Source organism: Pedobacter sp. L105 (assembly GCF_009765875.1).
Lineage (GTDB): Bacteria > Bacteroidota > Bacteroidia > Sphingobacteriales > Sphingobacteriaceae > Pedobacter.
On sequence record NZ_LMUP01000008.1, the window covers coordinates 504,180 to 531,035 of the forward strand.

Sequence of the window (26,856 nt, forward strand, 5' to 3'; positions counted from 1 at the left end):
GTGTAATTTTAGTTCTCTAACTTATCCCACCAGGTTTTCCTGAGGATAAAGACAATAATGGCAATCAACACGACTGTGATGAGCAGGGGTAATTTCATCCATAAGATGATATACATCGGTAAGATGGTAAAGCAGGCTTGCGCAATGATCCCGATCACTACATTAAACATATCCAGCTTAAACCTTTTGTTGGCCCGGAAAGAAGGATCATCTGCCACAACCAATGCGTGGATCGGTTTCCAGAAACCCCAGGGCCTTACTGTACGATAGAATTTTTTCAGCACGGTTATATCTGTTGGCGGGGCGGCATAGGTACCTGCGATACAGCCGATAATGGAGATCACAAACAGCATAGGCCAGTTATACAGGTCCAGGCTAAAAAACACCGATGGAAACCATATTTTCACATAGGGCAGCAGCAGTGCCGCAGCAATACCGCTGGCCATTCCCCAGAAAAACCCATTGGCATTAAAGCGCCACCAGTACCACTTTAACACATTTGCAGCGATGTAACCGCCATATAAACCACCAACGATCCATTGCAGCACGCTATTCACATCTTTTGCAAAAAAACCTAAGGTCACACCCAGGATAACCACCACCACGCCCACCAGGTAATTCATGGAGATGATCATTTTGGTAGGCGCATCGGGATTGATATATTTCAGGTAAATATCATTCACCACATAAGCCTGAGCAGCATTCAGTGTGCCCGAAAAAGTTCCCATAAAAGCACCCAGCAATCCGGTTAAGACAATCCCAAGTATGCCGACAGGTAAAAAGCTATTGATAGCCCCCGGCAGGATCCTTTCAAAGTCTACACCACCGCCAGGCACGGTCAGGTTAAGCTGATGGTAATATAACAATGCCAGTACTGTCAAGCCGATCACCATAGAATACCGGATGGGCAGCAGCATGATAGAAACAAACCCTGTCATTTTAGACGCATCTTTTGGCGATTGGGTAGAAAGCATCTTCTGCATATCGTAATTTGGAGCCGGCCCCGCCCAACTGGCAAACACCCCTTTAAACAGCATCATCATAAAAAAAACACCAAATAGCCCAAAGCCATCATCAGCTATTTTTTTATTGGCTTCAGGAATTAGGTGCGACCAATTCAAATTGAGCCTCCAGCCAAAAAATGGATTGCTCCAGCCCTCCGGAACATGGAGTGCCTGTCCATGCAGATGGATCATCGCAATAATCGCGATTGCAATACAGCCTACCGTCATGATCGCATACTTGATCACATCCCCCAGCACAATACTGTGCATCCCGCCAAGGATGGAATAGAACATGGCAAAAAGCGTAAAAACGATACCATAAAAATGCGCTACATATTGTGGTGCAACGTGAAAAGGAACATATCCCTGTACCAGATCCCAGGGAACAAAGATCTCAATGAATTTTCCGAGCCCGATAAAACCATAGGCAAGGAAGCCTAAACAGCCAATCAGTGCAAAAGCAACCGTTACATTGTGTGAAGATTTTACACCTGTACCACTTACACCGAAACGTGTGGCTAGCCACTCTGCCCCGGTATTCGCATTGGAACGCCGCAGCCATTTGGCCAGGAACATCATGTTAAACACCTGGTTAAATACCGGCCATAACCAGGGGATCCAGATACTTTTTAGCCCGTAAACAAAACATAGGGCAACCATCCACATGGTACCACTGATATCAAACATATCTGAGGCATCACTTAAACCCAGCATGTACCAGGGCAGCTTTTTACCGCCCATCAGGTAACTTTCTTTATTCTGACTCGCCTTTTTCCGCATGTACCAGCCAATCATTAACATCAGTACCAGATAGGTAATGAGGATGAATACATCTATTAATCTTAATTTCATATGGTTACCATTTTTCCAGCTTCTCAATGTATGATGCCAATTCCTTAGCCATTACCTCATGTTCTGCCAGGTCGGGATGTCCGCCGCAGCCATGGTTAAATTGCCTGGAGAAAAAATAGCTGCTCACCATTTTATCTCCCGAAGCATTAATACTTTTTACAATCCCGGTTAAGTAATTTTTAAGCACCCTGGTTAAAGCAGCATCTGCCATTGGGCTGTTTAAGCAAACGATAGCAGCAGAGGGATAATGGCTACGGATAGTTTTAATAAAATCCAGGTAGCCGGCTGCATATTTCACCGAATCCTGAACGCCGTCGTTCTGCCCCAGACAAATCGTCACCACATCAGGCTGATACCGGTTAAAATCCCAGGGGACAGCATTTTCCCGTAAATTCATTTTATCAAAAACCTGGGGCATTAAGATCTTCATCTCACAGCAGCTATGGAGCAGGCCAATACCAGAAACTGCTGTCAGTTGCCATTGGGCTTGCAGCAGCCTTGCTGATGATGGCCCATAACTCAGGTAAGCATTGTGCTGATCATACCATGGCCCCTGGTTGCATGGGATTGACAGGTCGCTTCCTGTTCCGCAGGTGATAGAGTCTCCGATGTATTCTATTTGATGTTTAGGCTTCGCCGGAAGAGGAAGCAGTTGTTCACATTTGATCCCTTCAAATTCCAGATAACCACTTTCCGTATCCTTGCAAATCGTAAGGGTATGTTCAGTTCGGGTTAATCCTTTGGAAACAGTAATCGTATCCGTTGTTCCCCTGGTCTGAATGCGATAGGGCTGCTGATGGTCGACACTAATTTCAATATAGTTATACGTGTTATGGTATAACACTTCATCATGAATGATCAGCTGGCACCGATCACCTTTAAACTTAAGCTGGATATAAACGCCGGGCGACCAGAACCGGGGTAATTTTGGATTAGAAAAATCTATCCTGCCGGTATATTGAATATTGGGGTGATCTGCAGGGAAGAATTGGAGCTGAACTTTATTTTTTGCCTGTAAAGACGACAATAACATTAGTACTGCTATTGCCGTCAGGTGAACGAGTTTCTTTGTAATCATGCTGAGAGGTTAACGCTGTTGGTGTAAACGGAAGATCAGGACATCATGTGCAGGTACTACTCCCTTTAAGGGCGATTTCGTTGTACCTGCATTTTTCCCTGTCCATAAATTCTTTAAGGTATAAACCTGCTTTTGTGCATCTAATATAGCTTTTGACAGGCTATCCGTGATCACTTCTTTTTTCCAGTCAAAATTTACTGGCTGCACCCCGGTTCCCCGGTTAAGAAAGCAAACTGCCCAGTCGCCACCCTTCAACGGCTTAAGCCAGGTTTCCAAACTGTCTTTTACGGCATACTGGTATCCCTGCACTCCCAGGGAGTCCTGATCAAGGGCAATGACTTCTTTATTTTTGAGAATCGCTGCCGTTTGCGGCGACATGCTGCGCAGGTCGTTCCCCGCAATCAGCGGCGCAGCGATCATACACCATAAGGTGAAATGTGCACGGTCTTCATTTGTCACCATGCCATTACCTACTTCCAGCATATCAGGATCATTCCAGTGACCCGGACCAGCATACTGACGTAAGCCTTTTTGCATATCCAGGATTTTCATCACGCCATTGGCATGCCAGCTTCCATTGTCTTTGATACAATCAAAACAGTTGTAAATATCGCCGGTGGTCCGCCATAGGTGTCCTACCTGCGGCCCCCATTTCCAGGGCTGGTCTGTCCCCCATTCGCAAATACTCAATACCATCGGACGGCCTGCTTTTTTTAAGGCTGCCGCGATGGTTTTATAAGCGCCTTCACCATGTAAACCTTCAGTATTACACCAATCATATTTCAGGTAATCTATTCCCCATTTGGCATAGGTCAGCGCATCCTGAAATTCATACCCACGGCTTCCCGGACGTCCGCCACAGGTTTCTGAACCAGCATCAGAATAGATCCCCAGTTTTAACCCTTTGGCATGTACGTAATCGGCCAGTGCTTTCATCCCCGAAGGGAAACGTTTTGCATCCGGGTGAATAAAGCCCAGGCTGTCCCGGTCGCCATGCCAGCAGTCGTCAATGTTGATATAGGTATAACCGGCATCCTTCATTCCTGTAGATACCATCGCATCGGCCACCTGTTTGATCAGGTTTTCATCTACGTTGCAGGCAAATTTATTCCAGCTGTTCCAGCCCATTGGTGGCGTTAAAGCCAGGCCCTGGTACTTGGTATAATCTTGTGTATAATTGTTTCCCTGGCTGTAAACCGAGCCAGCCAGGCATAAGGCCGCAACGAGTAGTTTGATTCGTTTCATATCAATTGGTAGATTTTAGATAACACCCACATCATCCAGGTAGAATAAACTTGGATTGCCACTAAACTCCTGGAAAATCAGATCTGTCACTGTAACAGTAGCGCCAGTGCCAAAAGCAGACAGCGGAATATTATAGGTAGTCCAGGCACCTGCAACCAGCGTGATCGTTACATAATTATTGTAATTATCGTTGATTAACAGATGTATGAGTTTTCCGTCTGTTCCCGTACCGCCATAGATAGACAGTTTAACAGACGTTGCTGTTACAGGTGCACCTGCCTGTATCACAAAACCATCAAAACCACCACTGTATTGTACAGCTATAGCACTGGTTCCGCGTTTAACCACGGCTGTACTGCTATTGTTAGGGGTATTGCTCCATCCGGAATCAGACCATCCGTTTTTAAAGGCATCATCATAACCCAGGGTATTAAAGCCAAAAGGAGCTACAGTAGTTAAAGCTGCACCGCTCATATTGATACCGCCCGAAACCACTGGTCCCAGTACTGTACCTCCGCCTGTAATGGCAGTAGTGGTCAGGGAAATTGGAGCGGCCCCGGTTAAGCCTGTTGGTACAGTAACCACTGCAGAGGTAGCTGTGCTGGATACGATCGTAGCATTCACCGTACCAAATTTAACACTGCTCAATCCATTAAATGTGGTCCCCGTAAGGGTGATCTGATCTCCTGCATTGCCGGCAAGCTGGCTCGCGCTGGTAAATGTGGCTACCGGCTGCTGAATCACAAAATCAAAATCTGCCGAACCGTATAATGTGGTCACCGTTATTTTATTGGATGTGCTACTGCTGCTGTAAGGCACTGTTGCAGGCAGAGTAAAAATAATCGTATTGTCTGTGACCAGTGTTGGACTAAAATATACCGAAGCTCCATTGATAGTTAGTTTTGTTGTCGTTTTTAAATGCTGCCCTACAATAGCATATTGGGTATTTAACAAACCTGTTTTTGTAGTTGAATCCGCACTTACAATTTTGGCTGTGGTGACGGTATCATTGGTTGTTAAAGTAGCCGGCGTAATGGTAGTCACGGTTTTGGTGGTACTGATGGTGCGGATCCTGGTGATGACAGGTGCATCTCCGGAGTCGCTTTTTTTACAGGCAGAATAGCCGAACAACAGCAATACAGCGGCCAGTAAACCAATTATTTTTGAGGGTGTGTTCATGAGTTTCATCGTTAATTATTTAAAAGTGTAAGCTACAGGTGGCTCAGCCAGCAAAGGGTTGGCTGTAACTTCTGTTGCCGGAATAGGCAATAAGAAATCTGCATTTGTAGGGGTTAAATAACCATTTCCATAATGTACAGGAACAGTACTGTTATCGGCTGTTCCCCTGTCCTGCTGTTTGATCAGTGCAATCGCTTTTGGATGGGCAGTGGTATTGTAACCATCCAGGCGGCACAGGTCGTACCAGGTATCATGTTCAAAAGCAAACTCTCTCCTGCGTTCTTCTAAAATATCATCATGGATCAATGTTTGGGGCGCTGTTGGATTACTGACAGGATCATAAGCCGCATTAGGTGTGCTATACATCCTGTTGATTTCCGTTAAGCCGGGTAAACCTGCACGGTTGCGCACTTTATTGATCGCGGCTAAAGCCATCGGATCTGTACTGGTAGAGGCACCATTCATGATTGCTTCTGCTTCAATTAAATATACATCAGCATAACGCATCATGTACGTATTATTAGCGGTGGCCTGCGCTCCGCCCACACCCCCATTATCTGTTGGTGTCCCTACCACATATTTCTTTACTCCCGAATGTGTGCCTCCTGAATTCACGTCTGCACCTACGGTAAACCCGCCGGTAGACTGTAAAATTTCGGGATAAAAATCTCCTGGCAGCATCACCGTAGCGTGACGGCGGGTGTCGGTAGCACTATACAAATTCAACAGGTCGTAAGTTGGGGACAATACTCCATAACCATCTCCGGTACCAGTAATTGTAGTGGTATAAGCCAATAAAGACTGACAAGGATTACCCTGTCCGTATTGCCCGTTAGTTGCCCATTGCAGTGCAATAACTGATTCTTCATTGTTATTATTCGCTGTTTTAAACAGGTCGTTGAATGTTTTACCACCCACATCAGCACCATACAGTTTAAACTCACCGCTATTGATCACTTTTTCTGCTTCTGCCCTGGCATTGGGATAATCCTGCATATAGAGGTAAACTTTTGCCATCAACGCTGATGCAGAACCGCTGGATACATGCCCCTGGGCAGATGAAGATCCGCTTCTCACCATTTTGGTACAATTCGCTTCAGCAAATTTCAGGTCGAGCAGGATAAACTTGTAGATATCCGTGATCAGATTGGTATGCACCTTATAATTGGTGATATAATCTGAGTAATTCTCAATAATAGGTACATTCCCAAAAATCCGTACCAGATGGAAATAGGCCAGGGCACGCATCAAATGTGCCTCACCCAGGGCATTGTTTAATACGGATGGGGTAATAGATGCAGCGGCTTTGGTGGGTAAATTATTAATGACCCCATTGGCCTGCGCAACTACGGTGAACAGGGAATTCCAGGTGCCGACCAGTTGAAAATTCACATTGGTTACTGTCCAGTCCTGGAAATTGATCACGTCAGAAGAATAAGTACGTGCATTACCAGACGACAGTTCCGTAATGCCCAGTCCTGATTTTCCAACCCATCCAAACCAGGGTTCGGTATATAAGGCATTGGTACTGGCAGCTACCTGAGCATTGGTTTGATAAAAGCTATCTATTGTAATTCCATCTTTAGGTGTGCCATCGAAGAAACTTTTCTTGCAGCTGGTAGCAGTCAGGGCAATAACAGCGATGAGGGCAGCACTATATTTTTTATATGTAGTCATATGAATTTTATGATTTGTGGTTAGAATTCTGCGTTAATACCGAAAGTGATGGTCCTGGCAATAGGGTATCTGCCCATATCCACATTCGTTAAAAACACATTCTGGTTAAAAGCACCTACTTCAGGATCCAGACCGCTATATTTTGTAAATACATATAGGTTCTGTCCGCTTACATAAACTTTCAGGCGGTTTAATTTGATGCGCTTCACCCAGTCGGCCGGCAAAGTATAACCCAACTGTACATTCTGTATCCTCAGGAAAGAGCCGCTTTCAAGAAAGCGGTTAGAGTTGTATAAATTCGGGTTATCTCCAATTTTAGGGGCCGGGATATTGGAATTAGGGTTCGACGGCGTCCAGTAATTTGCAGCTTCAGCCAGCTGGTTGGTATACAAACCTGACAGTCCTTCTGTAGAATATTTTAAAGCATTAAATATCTTGGCACCATAAGAGCCATTCAGAAAGATGGACAGGTCGAAAGATTTGTAAGAGAAATTATTGGTGATCCCGTAGGTGAAAGTAGGGTTAGGACTACCTAAAGCAGTTTGATCGGCCGAAGTAATCTTCCCATCCCCGTTTACATCCACATATTGGACATCTCCTAACCAGGTTCCGCCGGAAGCATTTGCAACAGGCTGATCAAATTGCGTTGGTGCATTTTTCAGCTGATCGGTAGTTTTAAAAATATCTTTTACTTTATACCCATAAAACTCTCCTACAGGGCCTCCAACTACAGTACGGGTAACCGGAAGGGATAAATAACTTACAGTAATTGTTCCATCGATATAAGGTGTACCCGCAGCCAGAGAGTTCACCATATTTTTATAATGAGAAAAGACTACACTGGTGCTCCATTTAAAGTTTTTACCATCAATATTTTTGCTGTTGATGCTAAAATCAAATCCTTTGTTACTAATCTGTCCTCCATTGATGAAAGGAGAACCTACAACGCCTTGTGTAGAATACTCGGCGCTCCCGCCTAACAGATAAGCTGGTAAATTAGCCTGGAAAATGAAATTTTTGGAGGTCTTGTTAAAATAATCAAAGGTTGCACTAACACGCCCGTTCACGACACTAAAATCAGCACCGATATCCGTTTGTTTTGCAGATTCCCAGGTTAAGTTGGCATTGGCCACCTTATCCACCACAAAACCGGTTCCCAAACCTGTGCTTACAGCGGTAAGTGCAGTACCATATTTATAATTGGCTACATTCTGGTTACCTACCTCACCGTAACCGGCCCTTATTTTAATATTGTCAACATACTGTTTTACATCGGCCATAAAAGGTTCATCAGACAATTTCCAGCCTGCAGCGAAGGAAGGGAAATAACCTGTTTGATGGCCATCAGCAAATTTTGAGGAGCGGTCTGCCCTAATCGTAGCGGTTAAGCTATATTTATTGTTAAACGTATAGATGGCGCGGGCAAATGCAGATTCCAATTCCTGGTCGCCTTTATACTCCCCATTGGTTGCCGTAGAGGCAGTACCATTATTTAATGTTTGGTTATTGGGAGAATCCCCGGCGGTGAAACCGCTTACACCTGAAGTGACCCCACCCCAGGTAGACTTGCTCAGCTCATATCCCACCAAAGCAGTCAAAGCATGTTTTTCTGCGAACGTATGGTTATAGGTCAGGTATTCCTTCCAGCCTACATAAGAAGAGTTGGCCAGATACTCAGTTAACTTAGCCGTAGTATTGATATAAGCGCCCCAGGCATAGGTAGGGTTATACAATTTGGCTGTCGACTCATTAAAATCCCCGTTCAGCTCCGATCTTAAAGTCAGGTCTTTGATAAACTTAATTTCTGCATACACGCTTCCGTTCACATTGCTCCTCAACAGGTTATTCACCTGGTTACGTGCTTGTGCTACAGGATTGATCGTTCCCTGAGTAGTAGACTGAGGACCTGCAAAAGATCCATCGGCATTGTATACGGCCTGATCAGGTGCACTGAGCAGCGCATTGTAAATAATACCGGTATTATCACCCAGCGTAGCATTCTGATCAGAATGGCTTCCTGAAAGTGTTGTACCTACTTTAAACCAGTCTTTAACCTGGCTGTTCACGCTGGTGTGGAAAGAATAGCGCTGATAATCGGTGCCAATAATTGTTCCGTCCTGTTGTAAATAACCCCCGGAAATATAATAATCAGTACCGTCTTTACCGCCAGAAATGGAAACCTGATGGCTTTGCATACCCGCAGTACGGAAAATTGCTTTTTGCCAGTCGGTACCTGCACCGAGCAGGCTTGGATCGGCAAATTCACCTCTTCTGGCCACTCCCGACAGATCGGCAAGGGTATTTTCCAAACCCGCATACTGCTGCAGGTTCATCATGTCCAGAAACTTTCCTTGTTGCTGTATGCCATAATATCCATCATAGGCAATACGTGCAGTTCCATTTTTACCGTGTTTGGTGGTAATGATAATTACCCCGTTTGATGCCCTTGCTCCGTAAATAGCTGTAGCAGAAGCATCTTTTAGCACATCAATGGTTTCGATATCGCTGGGATTGATCATAGACAGCGGGCTCACCGCATTGGAACTGTTGTTCTGCGACAATTGTACAGACTGCCCGCTTGTACTTGAATTGGTGGCATCACCAGAAATAGGTACGCCATCGATGACATACAAGGGCTCATTGGACAAACTCAGTGAAGTTACCCCACGAATGTGTACCGAGGTCTGGCTTCCCGGCGACCCCGAGTTTTGAGTAACAGTAACACCGGCAACTTTGCCCTGCAACAGCTGATCTGCACTTACCTGCGGGATATTGGCAATGTCTGATGCTTTTACCGAAGATATGGAACCATTTACATCTCCTCTTTTTTGCGTTCCGTATCCAACAACAACTACTTCACTTAAATCATTTACTGAAGATTTCATGGTTACGTTAATGGTGGTTCTGGATCCAGTAACCACCTCCTGTTTCAGGCTTCCGATAAAGGAAAAAACAAGGGTAGAAGAACCCGCCGGGACAGCAATAGCGTATTTTCCGTTTACATCCGTACCTGCACTGATTTTCGAGCCTTTTACCGTTACGGATACACCGATAAGACTTACTCCTTTTTCATCGTATACAGTTCCCGTGATCGTTCTGCTCTGAGCAAAAACACTGGAAGAACTCATTACAATCATTGCAAAAAGCAGTGATACTGCTTGTAGAATTTTACCCATAATTATTATGCTTATATTTGGTATATAATTTTATTCAAAAGTATATAGCTAAGCAATCCACTTGTAATATTTTTTTATCAATTTCAAGCAGTAATTTACCGTTATGCTTATTTTTGTGACTTATAATAGGATTTCTCCTGACACTATTCAGTCAAAAAACAGATCTTTTTCAATTAACGCCCAATTAAGGAACGGTAAGTGCCGATTATGATGAAAAAATCGATATTATGCTTAAAGAAAGTTAAAAAACCATTATTATAGCGGTCGAATCTATGATAGCTTTGAAGGCTGGCAACAGTTTAACCAATATATCCTGAATAACATGAGCAAATCCCTGAAAGTGATCCTCTGCAGCTTATTTCTAATGGAAATGCTGACCGCTGCCCCCTTATATGCACAACATATCTTACCATCCGATCCTGCTGCCACTACAGAAACACGTTTTTTGTACGGAAACCTGCAACAGATGGCACAGACCAAAGTGATCTTCGGCCACCAGGACGACCTGGCTTATGGCGTAGGCTGGGTAAATGAAAAAGGACGATCTGATGTTAAAAGTGTGACGGGTTCTTACCCTGGGGTATATGGCTGGGACATGGGCCGTTTAGAGTTAGACCACCCCAACAACCTGGATGGCGTACCTTTTACAGCGATCATTTCACATGTCAAAGAAGTCTATAACCGTGGGGGCATTAACACTTTCAGCTGGCATTTTAATGATCCGGTTACGGATTCAACCGCGTGGAGCAAACCCCTGAATACAGTGAAACAGATTATTCCCGGTGGTAGCCACCACGAGGCCTATGTAAAATACCTGGATAAATTTGCCGTTTTTGCCAGTCAGCTGAAAGGGCCAAAGGGAGAAATGATCCCTGTAATTTTCCGTCCTTTTCACGAACATACCGGGAGCTGGTTCTGGTGGGGAAATAAAGAATGCAGCCCTGAAGATTTTATCGCCCTATGGCGTTTTACCGTTGATTATCTCCGAAATACTAAAAACATTCATCATCTCCTGATTGCTTATTCTGCAGCTGATTATGCAACGGAAAAGGATTACCTGGAACGTTATCCGGGAGACAATTATGTGGATATCATCGGCTTTGATGCCTATATGCAAAAAGATGCCGCCCATTTTACGAAAGACCTGAATAACCGCTACGAGATCCTGGAAAAAGTAGCACAGGAACACCATAAAATCCCTGCTTTGACAGAAACCGGTTATGTGCTGATCCCTGATCCGCAATGGTGGACCAATGTTTTGCTACCCGCTATTACAAAGTATAAAACGGCTTATGTGCTCACCTGGAGGAACTGGAAAACAGAACATTATTTTGCACCTTACCCGGGACAGGCAAGTGAAGAAGATTTCAAAAAGTTCTATGCTGATCCCAGAATAATTTTTCAGGATAAACTGAAACCATCTATTTATTCAAAAATTTGGACTCCATGATGAACCAGGTGGCTGCTTTTCAAAAAGAGCTGGACAATATATTAAGCTATTGGATGATCTTCACCCCCGATTTAAACAACGGGGGTTTTTATGGTAAAATTGATCATAAAAATAATGTTGATCCCGAAGCCCCAAAAGGATCGGTACTGAATGCAAGGATTTTATGGACCTTTTCCGCAGCTTATCAGCAAAATCCCAAACCAGCATTACTGAATATGGCTAAGCGGGCCTATCAGTATATCCGCAAATATTTTATAGATCCGCAATATGGCGGTGTTTACTGGACTGTAGACTACCAGGGTAAACCGCTCGATACAAAAAAACAAATCTATGCCTTATCTTTTACGATCTACGGCCTAACAGAGTATTACCGCGTCAGCGGAGATGAAGCAGCACTGGAACTGGCTCAGCAATTGTTTCTTGATATAGAAAAATACAGTTTTGATCTGGAAAAAGGTGGTTATCTGGAAGCTTTTACACGGGATTGGCAAGAGCTGCCCGATTTGCGCTTAAGTGCCAAAGATGCCAATGAGAAAAAAACAATGAACACGCACCTCCACGTGCTGGAGGCCTATACTAACCTCTATCGTGTTTGGAAAGATGAATTTTTGGAAAAGCAGATCCGGGCGGTGATCGGTAATTTCCTGGATCATATGATTGACCGGCAAAACAACCGGCTCATCCTGTTCTTTGATGAAAACTGGCAGCCCAAATCAACTACCGTTTCTTATGGGCATGATATCGAAACTTCATGGCTGTTGCTGGAGGCCGTGCATGTATTGAACGATGAAAAACTGGCCGCTCAGGTAAGCCAGCTTGCGATATCTATGGCGAGGGCGGCAGCGGATGGCTTGGCACAGGACGGTTCCTTATATTACGAATACGAACCGGAAGCTGATCACCTGGTTAAGGAAAGACATTGGTGGGTGCAGGCCGAAGCACTGGTCGGATTTTTAAATGCCTGGCAGTTATCTGGTGAACAGATCTTCCTGGATCATTTCGAAAACGTCTGGCAGTTTATTCAGCATAAGATCAAGTCGGATGAAGGTGAATGGGTTTGGGGTATCAATGACGATGATACCTTAATGCCTAACGAAGACAAAGTAGGTTTATGGAAATGTCCTTACCATAATTCACGCGCCATGCTGGAATTGATTCAGCGTTTTAAAGAAAACCACTTAGGACTGGGTAAGTTTATTTGACAATGCCTGTCATAAAATGAGTCTGATAATCAGTCAATATTTAAAACGATTTATTATAATAATGAAAAATCATTAATACAAAAAAGCCAACCTTTAAAAAGGTTGGCCCGAGAGGTTCCAATTGATTAGGAAAATTATTTTGAATCGCGATGGTCTACCATTTTATCGTCACCTGAACACCCTGAGGATTATTTTCAAACCCGATAAAAGAAGTATGTGAAGAAACATCCCATGAGGTATTTACGCCAGGAAGTTCTTTACCGGACTGGTCGGTAACGCTGATCGTTTTAGGCGCAGCGGGCAGCAGGATGCGCATGCTGTTTAATGTTTTCGCCGGACTTTTAGCTACGAAGGAATAAACTCCCGGTTTCACCTTTTCGTTATAGATTCTGGATGCCGAAGCAAGCACTTGTGGTTGTTTTTTATCAGCTACCCTGGAAGGATCATACAAATAAGCCTGCTCCCCGGGATGAACAACTTTTTCTGCCAGCACAGGCAGCTGGGGATCAAAAAGATCAATTACGGGCCCCTTTACAACATATGAGGTGCTATCTTTATTTTCGTCCAGCACCGATACGATATCGTAAGGGCCGCGTTCTACATAAAGGTTATTCTTAAATAACAAACGACCAGCTTTGGCGTCTTTTTCATAAGCTTGTTTAACCAGATCAATGTAATTGCCATCATTATTGGGTTGCAGGACAAACTCTTTGGGATTTTCCCTGATGATATATACCTCACCCTTACCTGCTTTATATTTCTGGGCTTTTGCAGGAACAGCAACATCAGTAGCAGCGGCTTTCCCGTCTGACAAAACCTGAGCTGAAGGAGATATATCCAGCAGTTTAAACAGGTGCTGTGAAGGTGCGGTAAAAGTATTCCCTTTTGTATTCCACCACTCCATTACCGATTGATAAGGGTCATCATCCCTGCCGCAGTAAATCAATATCCCTCCTTTTTTCACCCAGTCGGCCAGCTGCTGATGAACCAGCGCAGACACAGGTTTCATATTGGAATAACTAACGATCAATACTTTGATATGTTCAAGGGTATTCGCATAGGAAAGGTTCTCCATATGAACGGTCTGAACGGGTATACCGCGTTTGAGCAGCGGCATGGTTTGTCCGTAAAAATTAGAGAACTGAGGATCTTCAAAACCGTTGTGCGTAGGAAAGCGCTGGAACATCAGCGTATTGCTCATCAAAACGCCAATGCCATTTACGCCGGATACCCGGTTAGCCGATTTAGGCATCTGATTGAGGGAGTTCACCATGATCTGCATTTGGGTAGAATAAAATTGCGGGATCAATATCTTTTTGTCACTGTTGGCTACTTTGTAAGGATGTGTATAGATGCGTTCCGGCCAGGGCATCACCTCATAATCGGCTACCATGGGATATAACAATTTGGCAGTAAATGTAGCCTGGTAATTTCTTTTGTAATCTGCCCAGTCCCGCGCCCTGTCTTCAATAGGATCGGTGAGGAAAAACATTTTTCTTCCTGTAGGGGCAGTCATAGATACCATGGAGCCATATTCCAAAAACGCATTTTCAAAAACACGCTCCTTTTCTTTTCCGTTGAAATAGGTAGGTTCACGGGCTGTTCCTGTCCATACCTGGGCAATATAACCGTCAATACCCGGCAGTGAAGCTAAGCTGGCTTCCGGACTTACGATTTGCCAGGATGAATAATTAACCAGGGAATGTGTGGCGATAAATACTTTTACGGCTACTCCTTTTGTTTTCCCATAGGCTTTGGCATAAGTAGAAACCTGATCAATAGCATTGTAATACAGGTGATATTTCAGTTTACTGGATAAGTACGTATTTTCTGCCGACTGGTCCTGTGCCCTCCATGGGAATCCATAATATTTCTGCCATTCCTGTTTAAATACTTCTCCGTAACCAGCGCGTGCCCAAAACTCAGGCTCTTCCAGGAAAATGGTACTGATCCCTGCATCGATCACCTTTTTGACCACTGCAGTTTTCATGTACTCGATAAAAGACTGGACAGGAACAACATAAGGCATATTCCTGCCATGGAAGATCGTATCTCCCTTTTGAGTAATCTGTCCTTCACCCAAGTGGTTTTTTCCGTCCCATTTACCCAGGTGATAATCCTGGTATTCACCCCAGGCAATCCCTGTCATAAACTGGGTTTGGTAACCATGGTCGCGCCACGATTTCACCCTTTGTTCAAAAGTAAGTCCGGGTTTATCATTCGCTCCATAAACAATAGCTATATCGGAGCGCACATCAATTTCGGGTATCCAGGCGCTGCTGGTCTGGAAAGCCGTTTTTTCTTTAAGTGGAGCCGCAGCACGTAGCAGAGCAGGATCGGAAAGCTGTGCCTGAGTGCCGATTGATGCGGCTAACAGGCAAATAAAAATTGGAATTTTCTTCATTAGATTTCGATTACAGATCATTAACTAAAATTATTGATCATTAAAATTAGGGTACAGTTACGGTTTTTACGTCAGTATAATTGTAGTAATTGAGGCCATAGGCTACCCTTGCACCAATCCTCAAAAACCAGTCTCTTTTGGTTGGCAGCGCACCGCCGGTAGTAGTGTATGTGAGCGTCTGACCGATGATATTATTTCCTGATGCCCCATCATAAGTGACGTGATTGGAGTACCTGTTATCATAGTCGTTGTTACCAAGGTACCTGGTTGAGCTGACAAACAAGAACACATCGCTGATATTCAGCTGAAAAGCAGGATTAGCTGTACCTCTTGTAATTTTAAACTGGGCAGTAATTGTGCCATCGGCATTGTAAACCGGCGTACCTATCCAATCAATCCTTAAAAAGGGTTCTACAGAAAAATTCACGGTCGCAGTACCCTTACCTTTGATTGTTACCGTCTGCGTTTGGTCGATCGTGGTGTTACCCGCGGCATCGGTTTGTACCATCGGTACAAAGGCCCCTTCGGCAGTGATCTTATTGGTGCTGGCAAAGATTTTGGTATTGTTATAGGTTCCGTCCTGCATGGAGAAAATATAATAGGGTGTGGGTGTAGCACTCCAGCTGATCTCCAGCAATTTGATCCTTGTGCCGCCACTGCCTATTTCCGTTTGAACGGTCTGTCCTGTGGCCGCATCTGTTACAGCGCCATTTAAGGTAGCATTAGGAGCATCATAATTATCCTTTTTACAGGAATAAGCCGTACAGAGCAGGATACTGAGAAAGATATAATAGAATAGTTGTTTCATTTTATTAAGATTTAGCTGATTTTTAAGATTAGTAACCAGGGTTTTGAATCAGGTTTTGGCTTTTCGCAATGTCTGCCTGTGGTATTTGTTCATAGTACCAACGGGTGTCAAACGTATAGCGTGAGTTCCTTTCATCCAAACGGGCATCAAAAAAGTATTTCCCGGCGCCGGCGGCGTAAAAAGGCATTAGAGTACGGTAGATAGTACTGTTCTGCTCTTTATCAATGATCCTCCATCTCCTGAGGTCCCACCAGGTTTTGTTTTCGAAGCCGAGTTCCTTTCTTCTTTCCCTGCGGATCACATTGACATCTGTTAATCCGCCAGTAAGCGCAAGAGGATCAGCTCCGGCACGGTCGCGCAGCTGGTCAATGATCGTGGACGCATCCGACAAATAACTGCCAGTTCCCTGGCCAAGTGTGGTCAGCTCAAACGCGGCTTCAGCACGGTTTAGTAGCACCTCGGCATAACGCATTTCAATCCAGGTCTGATCGGAGTGATTTTCCAGCACATCTGAAGTAGGCTTATCAGGAACCAGGTACTTACGGATAGCGAAGCCTGATACGGCTCCTGTTCCATCGGCAGTAAACACACCGCTCAATCCCGCGGGGTTCATGGTGGTTCCGTCAGGCAAAGTATAGGGTACTTGTGAAGCTCCCGTGGATGAAGAAACGATATTAGCTGTCGGGTAAATGGAAGTGGATCCCGGAGGCAGTAAAGGACTGATACCACCTGAAACGCCTCCTGTGAAAATGCCCCTGCGGATTTCGATATTCTGGTTCTTGAATACATCACCAGGGAGAATTACAGTGGCCCTTAACCTCGGTTCAACATTGGCAAAAAGATCCATCGTATTGGTATACAGCAAATATTTTCCATCTGCACCCAAAGTTTTAATGGTGCCATCTGCATTTTTAGGGAATCCGTCAAATAGCTCCACAAAATTCAGCGTAGGATTGATCTCTGCAGAATAACCATTGGCGCCCATCAGCTGGCGGGGTACGTTATATGCATCATAACCATGTACGGAATTAGGATACTGATATTCTTTTACAAAGATATTCTCACTGCTGCTGGCATCAAAAAACAGGTTGACATAATTCTGAAATTGCGCTTCTTTATCTCCCGGTGCCCATGTTTTTCTATAGAGGCTATATTTACCATTCAGCAAAACCGCAGCGTCATAACTTGCCTTAAAATAATCGGCCGCCCTGCCTGAAGGGATACCGCATAACCTGTTGTTGCTTCCATCAAAGAGGGTGATCTGGTTATATTTGGCGATGGAACCGGCGAATAACATGGCCCTCGATTTAAAGGCTGCGGCAACATAGCGGTTAGCCCTGCCCACCTGATTAGTTTCACCTATATTGGCATAGGCGTAATCCAAATCTGCAGCGATGAAGTCGTATACTTTTTCCTCCGATGACCGGGGAATCTGTAACTCTGCGATACTCTGTTCAGGATACTGTAATACTTTATCTACAATAGGCACGCCACCATAACGTTTGGCCAAAGCAAAATAGGTTGCCGCCCTGATAAACCGGGCTTCTCCCAGCCATGAATTGATTTGCGCAGTGGTGTAAGAACCTTTAAAAGAAGGCAGCGTTTCCATAAAATAATTGGCTTCGCGTATCAAATGATAAGCATCATCCCAGTAACCAAAGGTTTCCTGTGTATCGCCGTTCTGATCGCGGCTGAGTGCTTCGCCACTGGTAGCGCTGAAGGGGTTAACCAGCCAGAAGTGGTTAAAGCCCATCGTAGAGGAATACCTGAAATCTTCGATAGGCAATTCACTGTATATTCTGGCCATATAAGACTGGATCCCCCCTTCGGTGGTGAACACATCTTTATCCTGTATAATGTTCATGGGTGCGATATCCAGTTTTTTACACGCCGGTGCCCAGCAGACTGAGAGGAAGAGCAGGATATATATATATTTTTTCATGATGATCTGTTTACTATAATTTAATATTTACGCCAACGGAGTAGGTCTTGTTTAATGGATAGGAATAGCCGTAGTTACCAGAATTATGCTCCGGATCTACATACTTCAATCCAGTAACGGTAAGCAGGTTATAGCCATTTACAAATAACCTGGCGCCTTTAATACCAACCCTTTCTGCAAACTTTTGCGGTAAGCTATATCCTAATTCTGCAGATTTTAGCCTGACATAAGTTCCATTCTGAATATTAAAGCTGGAATTGCTGAATGGCGTAGTGCCGGTATAAGCAAAACTGCCGGAAGTCCATTGCGTATTTGGATCATAAGGATCTGCCTTGGGATCTGTAGGGTGGTACCTGTCGAGGAACTGTGTCAATGCACTTCCTCCTCCCCACAAAGGCGTAGTTAGCTGTTCGGCATATTCTACATTAACCAGTGCAGCTCCCTGAAAGAGCAGGTTAAAATCGAAGTTTTTGTAAGAGCCGCCTACATTTAAGCCGAAAGTAACCATCGGTGTGGTGTCATAAGCGATAGGATGAATATCCTGAGAGTTGATCTGTCCATCGCCATTCCAATCCTGGTAAATATAATCGCCTACCACTGTACCGCGGCCTACAGCAACGGAGCTATTGGCTATATCACCGTAAGAAGTATAACGGCCGGAGCCCCCGTAACCCCAGGTAATATTGTTTGGGCTGGTGAGGTTAACATAACGGTTGTTGGAGTTATTCTGATAGTTGAGGTAAGAATTACCCGCTGCAGCCATGACCACATTCCTGTTCATGGTACGTGTGTAACCGAAGGTACCTTTGAGGTTATAATTGAAATTGCCAATGTGGCTATGGTGACTCAGTTCCATGTCAAAACCCTGCGTTCTGTCGCTGTTTAGATTTTCCTGCGGCAGATCTGCTCCCACTACCCCCGGCAAACTAAGCACTTCTGTAGCCAGCAAACCGCTGCGGTCACGCCTGAAAACATCAAAAGTAATTCCCAGTAAACCTTTCCAGGCTTGCAGATCAACACCAACATTATACGTATTAGAGGTATACCATGTAATATTGGGATTGGCGATCCCCTTACTCTGCACTGCATTGACAAAATTCTGGTCAAACACAGAACCACCCGGCTGCCCGTTATTCGCTCCGTTTGCCGGATAGATATATCCCGAAATAAACTGATAACTGGAAGCTGAATCATCTCCCAGCCTGCCAAAAGAGGCCCGGAATTTAAGCAAATCAATAAAGGACAAGGCTGTGCTGTTCTTCCAGAAATTCTCCTGAGAAAGTACCCAGCCTACCGATGCGGAAGGAAAGAAGCCCCATTGGTGCCCCGATCCAAACTTTGAAGATCCATCTTCCCTAAAACTTCCCTCGGCAAGATATTTCGATTTGTAATTGTAGTTGATCCGGCCGACTAAGCCTCTATTTGCATTCTGATAGATAACCGTTGGGTCTGTATAACCTTGTTGATTAAGGCTGTTACCAGCAAGCAGCTGATCTACGGGCAGCGTCAGCTCGCGCTGTGCATAAAAATTACTGCCGCTATTTTCACTTTCTTCATACAGCAGCAAAGCGCTGATATTGTGGCCACTAGTGAAAGCATGGTCATAGTTCAGTGACAACTGGCTTAATGTACTAGGTTTTTCATAAAACTCCTGGCGGATAGTAGCAGGTGTTTGATTGGCTATAGAATTGTAGCTATCGGCAGCTCCGTCATAATTGTACTGATCATATGATTTCTGGTACATCTTATTGCTGGACATGTAATAATCGTAGCTAAACAATCCTTTGGCACTTAGCCCTTTGATAAAAGGAACCTGATAAACCGCAGAGACCGACGACTGAAACCATTTGTTGTTATAGATCTTATAACCGGACACATCCTGATCTGCCAGTGCGATAGGATTGGTACCATCTACCTGGCCATTGTTCAGGTAAGCGGGATTATTGTTCGCATAGATAGATTGGGTAGGCAGTTGTCGCCAATAAGAACGAAAGATGTTCCAGGCATCAGTATAAGGCTGGTTTTTTTGATCCATGGTGCCGTTGAGGTTCAAATCAACGGTCAGGTTTTTAGAGACTTTGGTAGAAATATTGGAACGGATATTATAGCGCTTATAATCAAGGTCTTTGCTTCTCAAAAACCCATCCTGATCGGTTGTTCCGAAACTGATGAAATAACGTGTATTCTCACTTCCACCGCTGGCACTTAAATTATGCTGCGATTGTGGCGCATGGTTATTGATCACCGGGGTGTACCAGTCTGTACTTTGTTTGCTTCCATTCTGGTAAGCAGCAATATCGGCATCACTAAAACCCAGGTGACCGCCGTTTACATTGTGCATTAAACTTTCATTCACCAGCGTCATGTAATCCACAGCGCCAACAGGCTTAGGTAAGCCCGAAGGAACCTGAATGCCATAATTTCCTGAGTAGTTAAACTCTACCGTACCTTTTTTACCTTTTTTTGTGGTGATCAATACGACCCCGTTTGCTGCACGTACCCCATATACCGCAGCCCCACCGTCTTTTAACACGGAAATGCTTTCAATATCATTGGGATCAAGACGGGTAATGTTATCCCTGGGGATACCATCAATTACGACCAATGGACTACCCATTCCCCTGATATCAAATGTATTGCTGAAAGATCCGGGTTCGCTGGTAGGCTGCACCACGCGTAAACCGGCAACCTTACCGGTTAACATGTTCTGGACATTTTCATTTTTAGTGGTGACGATGTCTGCACCAGAAATGGAGGCCACCGAGCTGGTTAGGGAAACCTTCTTTTGGGTACCGTAACCCACTACCACCACTTCATTCATGGTATTGGTCTTCTCTGCAAGGGACACATTGATAGTTTTCTGACTTTTAACCGTTACTTCCTGAGCGGTATAACCGACTACAGTAAAGACAATAATTTGTCCTGCACTAACGTTAATTGCATACTTACCTTCACCATTGGTTGTTGTCCCGACGGTAGTTCCTTTAACGGTAATACTTGCACCGGGCAAGGGCACTCCCTTTTCATCGGTTACGGTTCCGGTAAGGAAATAGCTCCCTTGTGCTAAAGCTGAATTGGACAGGATAAAAAACAAAAGCGGGAAAATACAATAGCGTATCATCACGTTGAATTTTTCCCGGTAACGAATGCCGCGGCATCCCTTAAGGCTGGTAAAATTTTTATTCATACAGAATTTGGTTTAGATGACTTTCTTAAAAAGCCACGCAATGATAGACAGGAGGGTATTAAAAGGCGGGTTAAAAAATGGGTTAACTGCTATAAAAACTTATTAACCAGCCCAAATAAAATTATATTCCTGAAAATCGTTAACCTTTATTCTGAATACAACTAATACGATTTACTATTTGACGTCACCAGCGCAGATCTGATCAAATGGCACGGGGTAGTCCACCCCCATCGACCTTTTGTATTCCAGCGCAAATCCACTGTATATTTTATGGGCATAGACGATGCCTTTAGTCCGGCGCAGGCCTTTTAACTTATACTGGAGCGCCTCTTCATGGAAAGGATCTATGTTTAAGATAATACGGGTTATATCCTGCACCTTTTTCAGGTCCCTGAGGGCGTAACTTTTTTTCAGTTCCGGAAGAAATATCCTGATGAGCGCTTCTTCATAAACCAATTTAAAATCATCCAGCCATGGTTCAGGGATGAAAGGCAGCAGGCTCCCTCTGGCAATGAGATCAAAATGATCAAAAATTTCAGGTATTGAAACGGTGGAAGCAGGCTTACTGATCTGACGGATAACGGCGAAATAATCGCAAAAGAATTGCGGGCTAAAGCTAAAACAGTAAGTATCATTTAGAAAAGTAAGTTCAATTCCATCAATGTCCGCAATTACATTTCTGAGGTGGTTGATGGTAACGCCTTTGATATTTTTTGTCCTGGAGATTTCTTTGTCCGGCCACAATACCGAAGATATTTTCTTTGAAACCACACCAGCACCATCCTGACTGTGTAAAAGGATCAGCACAAATAACTGTTTGAGTTTAGGACTAAAGAGATAAGTAACGTTCCTTTGATTTTTATCATACACTATAAATTCACCGAGAAGGTAAACTGCGTTTATTCTTTTTTCCTGTATATCAGGATCACAGGAAGGGAGCTCCTCATCGCGCGCAGAGAGTTCGTTTAATTTGACACGGATTGTTTTGCGTTTGACAAAAAAGAAAATCAAACCACCGCCCAGCAATAGCAGTATCAGGAAAACACCATAGAAAAAGAAAATTCTGGAAGGCGGTTTTTTATCATAAGAATTTAAATACTCCTGTCTGCTAATGGGTGGTGCATATAAAGAATAGAGTTTAACAATAGAGTGTTTGACATCTGTAAACTCTTGTATAGCGCACACAAATTCCTGGAGTTTAGGATTAAAAAATAGATTAATATCTGATTCTATACGTTCTGAAGTCACTGGAATAGCACCACTGACCAGCTGAAAAGAACCGTCTTTGATAGAAAAGCGGTACAATCTTAAGGTAGTTTTTGGCGTACTATGCGGATAACATAAGGCATAAAAATACTTTTGGTCTTTTGAAATGATCAGGTTATTTGCCGGAACAAAATCGTTACCCTTGGGTACAATTTCCCAGCATTTTTTTATGCTGCGGGTGCTGAGGTTTACGCGGTAAAGGTCGTAAAAGTTCCTGCCGCCAACTACCTGACTTCCGGTTTCATTACCGTAACCGCCAAATATATACACCTCATTCCGCTCATTGACGGCCGAACATCCTGAAAAGAAACGCGGTCTGATCGTATCACCCGAGAATGAAATGCGGTCCCAATGGTCGGTCATTTTATTAAACGCAAAGAAATCATTATAATAAGCAAAGGACCCATAACCGCCAAACAGGAAGAATTGCTCCTGCTTCTGATCATAAAATATATTGTGATGATGCCTTTGCTGCGGCACCATGGCACTTCCTTCAACCTTCCATTTAAGCGTATTCAAATCAAGGGCAGCTACATTGGGCCCGTTTTCCTTTACCCTGTTCGCTTCATAGCTATATAATTTATTCTCTTTCGTGTTGATAATGCTTTTGCCCAATATCATTACTAAAGGAAGCGGGTTCTGATAAGCCTGAACAGCTAGTTTATCGTGTTCGGTATCATAAGTTGTTAAATGATCCTTATCAAATATAAATAGCTGCTGTCGCCGGTCATCATAGTTTAAGCCTGCAATTTCATCAAAGCTTTTTACTAACCTTGCTGTCCAGAAATAGGACTCATTGATTAGCCAAACCGGGTTTTGAACTTCTCCTACCACTTCCCCATCCTGGTCATGCACACCATTTTTCGCCCACTCATTCAGCGGAAAAGAATAAACACTGTGGCTATCATTCACTATTAAATTTTTAATAGCCATGTTGGGCACTTCACTGTAACGTTCATTTTTCCCGAAAATAATCTTCGGCCTGAGGGCAGGTGAAAACCCAAAACCATGTGCAGTATAAGACCTGCCGTTGAAAAGAATAGTTACCCTGTCGGCTGCCAAATTAAGATCGACCGTTACTTTCATCCATTTCCTTTTTTCCAGCTGACTGATAGCCAGGGGAATTTTAATCTTATTGCTTTTACTGTCAATATTAAAGTTAAGCCAGCCAACAGTATCTGTATGCAGGTAACTTAAACTGTATGAATTGTGTTGCTGGTCGGTGATACTAAAGATATAACCCAGGTGATCATTATCCCATAAAGAGAGATCAAATTTGATTTGTAAATGATCAGAAAATGCCGGTACATTTTTTTTGAAGACCTCGTAAGAAGTCCGCTTGCCCACCAGGCTATCATTGGAGTTAAACAGCAGTCCCTGAGCATGTCCCTTTATAAAAGGAAAAAGCAGAAATAAAAGAAATCCAATTTTATGTGCCCTTTGGTGAAGCCATAAAACCTTACATTTTATCGTCATTAGATTACAGTTTTAATTAACCGCTGAGCGCCGTTACGAAATTAGAAAAAGCAATATTACAATTTTATTATAATCAGGATACGCATGTTCAAAGATTAATTTTCGGTCTATGTTGCCTGAGCCTTAAATGATCCGCAGTACTCAGGAACATCGGGTTCATCCGGCGGCTTTGCTGAGGCCCGGAATTTATAGAAGAATGAGCTGGCTAGATAGCGCCTCATTCAAAAATTTTCTTCGTTTTTCATGCTTTAGAAAGGTCAAAAAACCCATTTAATTCGCATTAAAACGATAAATGACATTTTAATACGATTTTAACGCGATTTAATAATAAACGTTAGCTGCACGTTTAAACATATATAGCCCCCTAGTGCTTAAAAAGCAACATTTAACCTAAAAGATATAGTGGTATTATTTTAACATAGTGTACGTATAACACTATTCAAACATTAAGAATCAGGTAGTCAAAAAAACAGAACAAAAAGACAAAAATGTTTAAAAAGACACATTATTAAAAATTTTAATAATTTATAATTCAGATATATATAAAATATTTTAACAAAATTTAACATTTTATATACAGGCAATAAATTTTAGTTCTAGATTTGGGTTAGTGTTAAAAACACAATAACATATTCTCACCAAATATAAACTGTATGAACTTTTTAATCTCTCGTAAACGATATTAGTTTACCTCCATTCGCATCATTAACTAACCAAATATTTACTTTAAATCACAATGTATGAAAGGGAGATCTACTCTTATTTTCTTTATTTTCTGCATACTCCTATTTCCTGCTGCGCTGTTTGCACAGGACATCAAAGTATCAGGAAAAGTAACTGACCAGACAGATGGAGGACCGCTGCCTGGAGTCACAGTTAGCTTAGAAGGCACTACCCGGGCTACTTCAGCGATCAACCTGAGCCCGCTTACTCCGGTTACAGTTTCAGATTTGAATACCATCACTGATCCGGCACAAAGATTATTATACAATAACCCGGCAGCAGTTAGAGCACCTAACGGAAGTTACTATGGTATTCCAGGTTTAGGGTTCCAGGAGATGACCAATCCATTGGCTTATATCCAAAACAACTTAGGAAACTACAACTGGTCGCATGACATTGTTGGTAATGCTTATGTAGAAGCTTCACCAATTCCAGGATTAAAATTGCGCTCTACGATAGGTACAAAAATGTCTTTCTACGGAAATGATGCTTTCACACCTGTTGCTTATTACAGTACATCGTCTAGCAATGCTACTTCAACTTTCTACAGGGCGATCAATTATACACTGGCTTATACCCAGGAAAATACAGCTACTTACACTAAATCTTTTGGTAAAAACAACTTCAACTTTTTATTGGGTGAAGGTTATTACAGGGATAACTACTCGAGAGGTGTAAATACTACGTTTTACAATATCCCGGCAACAGATTTCGGTTCTGCCTCTTTTAATTATAAACCTACAGCGGCAGACAGGACTTCTGATGCTTCTGACGGAACAGACCATATTGTAAACTCTTTATTCTCCCGCGTACAATATGACTACGATGAGAAATACCTGTTTACTGCATTGGTGAGAAGAGATGGTTCATCCAGGTTTGGCGCCAACCACAAATTTGGTTATTTCCCTTCGTTCTCGGCAGGATGGGTACCAACCCGTGAAGACTTCATCCCTAAAAATGATGTCCTTAATTTCATGAAAATACGTGCCAGTTACGGTATTACAGGTAACGACGTAATCGGAGATTTCTCTTATGTACCTTTAGTAGCCAGCGGATCTAACTATCCTTTTGGTTCAGGATCGAGTCAGCTGATCAACGTAGGTTATTCACCAGCCACGGCAGCTAATCCTGACCTGAAATGGGAACAAACAGCACAAACTGACATTGGTATCGATGCAACATTCTTCCAGAACCTGACCTTTACAGCAGACTGGTACAGAAAAAAAACCACTGGTATCCTTCAGAACCCACCTACTCCTGCTTACGTAGGTTACCTGAGTTCTGCAGAGAATGCTGCAGATATGCAGAATACCGGTATTGAGTTTGAAGTAGGCTATCATAAAAAAGTGGGCGACTTTAATCTGGGCATCAATGCTAACGCTTCATTCCTGAAAAACAAAGTCACCAAATTACTGCCAGGTGTTGATTATATTGAAGACAATACTGCAGCTTTCCAAACACTTGGAAACATTACCCGTACAGCTGTTGGCGGTGCTTATAATGAGTTTTATGGCTATAAAAACTTAGGGATCTTCCAAAGCCAGGCTGAGATCAATGCCTACAGAGGACCTAGTGGTGCTTTGTTACAACCCAACGCAAAACCGGGTGATATTAAATTTGCCAACTTAAACGGGGACAATACAATTGATGCCAGTGACCGTACTTACATAGGTAATCCAACGCCTAAAATGACTTATGGTATAACGATCAATGTAGGTTATAAAAACTTCGATCTGGTTGCCTTTGGCAGTGGTGTTGCCGGTAACCAAATCTTCCAGGGCTTACGTCGTCTGGATATTCCAAGTGCAAATTATCAGACAGATATCCTGAATGCATGGACGCCGACCAATACCAATACGTCTATTCCAAGACTGGTGGCAAATGATCCAAACGGAAACTATACCAAATTCTCTTCGGTTTATCTGCAAAGCGGTAATTACTTCAGGTTAAGAACACTTCAGGTAGGTTACACTTTCCCTAAAGCTATAACAGACAAAATGAAGATGCAGAAACTGCGTATCTACATCATGAGCGAAAACTTGTTCACGATCACCAAATATAACGGATATGATCCTGAACTGGGTGTGAGTAATGATGCTGGTGGTGGTGGAGTATTCAGCGTTGACCGTGGTGCTTATCCTCAGGCCCGTTCTTTCCTGATTGGCTTAAATGTTGGATTCTAATTTA

At 43.3% G+C, this 26,856-nt stretch carries 14 protein-coding genes; 3 read left to right on the forward strand and 11 right to left on the reverse strand.

All coding sequences use genetic code 11. From position 1 onward, the window contains the following. Positions 1–8: 8 nt before the first annotated feature. The 6 genes from GSQ84_RS17360 to GSQ84_RS17385 are packed head-to-tail and all read right to left on the reverse strand — an operon-like array spanning position 9 to position 10,211. Positions 9–1,856: a sodium:solute symporter family protein gene (locus GSQ84_RS17360; protein ID WP_158798533.1), complete on the reverse strand. Its 1,848-nt coding sequence runs from the start codon at positions 1,854–1,856 to the stop codon at positions 9–11. 4 nt (positions 1,857–1,860) lie between these two features. Next, a complete protein-coding gene (locus GSQ84_RS17365) occupies positions 1,861–2,934 on the reverse strand; it encodes an SGNH/GDSL hydrolase family protein (protein ID WP_158798534.1) in 1,074 nt (357 codons plus the stop codon). 9 nt (positions 2,935–2,943) lie between these two features. Then, positions 2,944–4,179 (reverse strand): glycoside hydrolase family 27 protein, encoded by a 1,236-nt coding sequence (locus GSQ84_RS17370; protein ID WP_158798535.1) that lies wholly within the window; start codon positions 4,177–4,179, stop codon positions 2,944–2,946. Between the two features lie 15 nt (positions 4,180–4,194). Next, complete coding sequence (locus tag GSQ84_RS17375; RefSeq protein WP_158798536.1) at positions 4,195–5,367, reverse strand: IPT/TIG domain-containing protein; 1,173 nt, start codon at positions 5,365–5,367, stop codon at positions 4,195–4,197. A gap of 6 nt (positions 5,368–5,373) precedes the next feature. Continuing rightward, positions 5,374–7,035 (reverse strand): RagB/SusD family nutrient uptake outer membrane protein, encoded by a 1,662-nt coding sequence (locus GSQ84_RS17380; RefSeq protein WP_158798537.1) that lies wholly within the window; start codon positions 7,033–7,035, stop codon positions 5,374–5,376. A gap of 20 nt (positions 7,036–7,055) precedes the next feature. Beyond that, complete coding sequence (locus GSQ84_RS17385) at positions 7,056–10,211, reverse strand: TonB-dependent receptor (RefSeq protein ID WP_158798538.1); 3,156 nt, start codon at positions 10,209–10,211, stop codon at positions 7,056–7,058. A 322-nt stretch (positions 10,212–10,533) separates the two neighbouring features. Between GSQ84_RS17385 and GSQ84_RS17390 the strand changes: the two genes are divergently transcribed. Further along, on the forward strand, positions 10,534–11,661 hold the full coding sequence (locus GSQ84_RS17390; RefSeq protein ID WP_158798539.1) for a glycoside hydrolase family 26 protein: 1,128 nt from the start codon (positions 10,534–10,536) through the stop codon (positions 11,659–11,661). Further along, a complete protein-coding gene (locus tag GSQ84_RS17395; RefSeq protein ID WP_216848953.1) occupies positions 11,658–12,863 on the forward strand; it encodes an AGE family epimerase/isomerase in 1,206 nt (401 codons plus the stop codon). Before GSQ84_RS17390 ends, GSQ84_RS17395 begins: the two co-directional genes overlap by 4 nt. 154 nt (positions 12,864–13,017) lie before the next feature. Here GSQ84_RS17395 and GSQ84_RS17400 read toward each other — a convergent pair whose 3' ends face one another. The 5 genes from GSQ84_RS17400 to GSQ84_RS17420 all read right to left on the reverse strand — a co-directional run bounded on the left by GSQ84_RS17400 (position 13,018) and on the right by GSQ84_RS17420 (position 23,946). Beyond that, entirely contained in the window at positions 13,018–15,267 is a 2,250-nt protein-coding gene (locus tag GSQ84_RS17400) for a hypothetical protein (protein ID WP_158798540.1), read from the reverse strand. A 46-nt stretch (positions 15,268–15,313) separates the two neighbouring features. Continuing rightward, positions 15,314–16,075, reverse strand: a complete 762-nt coding sequence (locus GSQ84_RS17405) for a DUF3823 domain-containing protein (RefSeq protein WP_158798541.1) — start codon at positions 16,073–16,075, stop codon at positions 15,314–15,316. A 28-nt stretch (positions 16,076–16,103) separates the two neighbouring features. Beyond that, positions 16,104–18,017: a RagB/SusD family nutrient uptake outer membrane protein gene (locus tag GSQ84_RS17410; RefSeq protein ID WP_158798542.1), complete on the reverse strand. Its 1,914-nt coding sequence runs from the start codon at positions 18,015–18,017 to the stop codon at positions 16,104–16,106. Between the two features lie 13 nt (positions 18,018–18,030). Further along, positions 18,031–21,204 carry a TonB-dependent receptor gene (locus GSQ84_RS17415; RefSeq protein ID WP_216848955.1) on the reverse strand — a complete coding sequence of 1,058 codons (3,174 nt, stop codon included), beginning with the start codon at positions 21,202–21,204 and terminating at the stop codon, positions 18,031–18,033. A 174-nt stretch (positions 21,205–21,378) separates the two neighbouring features. Further along, complete coding sequence (locus tag GSQ84_RS17420; protein ID WP_158798543.1) at positions 21,379–23,946, reverse strand: hypothetical protein; 2,568 nt, start codon at positions 23,944–23,946, stop codon at positions 21,379–21,381. Positions 23,947–24,686: 740 nt separating this feature from the next. Between GSQ84_RS17420 and GSQ84_RS17425 the strand changes: the two genes are divergently transcribed. Beyond that, a complete protein-coding gene (locus GSQ84_RS17425; RefSeq protein ID WP_158798544.1) occupies positions 24,687–26,852 on the forward strand; it encodes a SusC/RagA family TonB-linked outer membrane protein in 2,166 nt (721 codons plus the stop codon). Positions 26,853–26,856 lie beyond the last annotated feature (4 nt).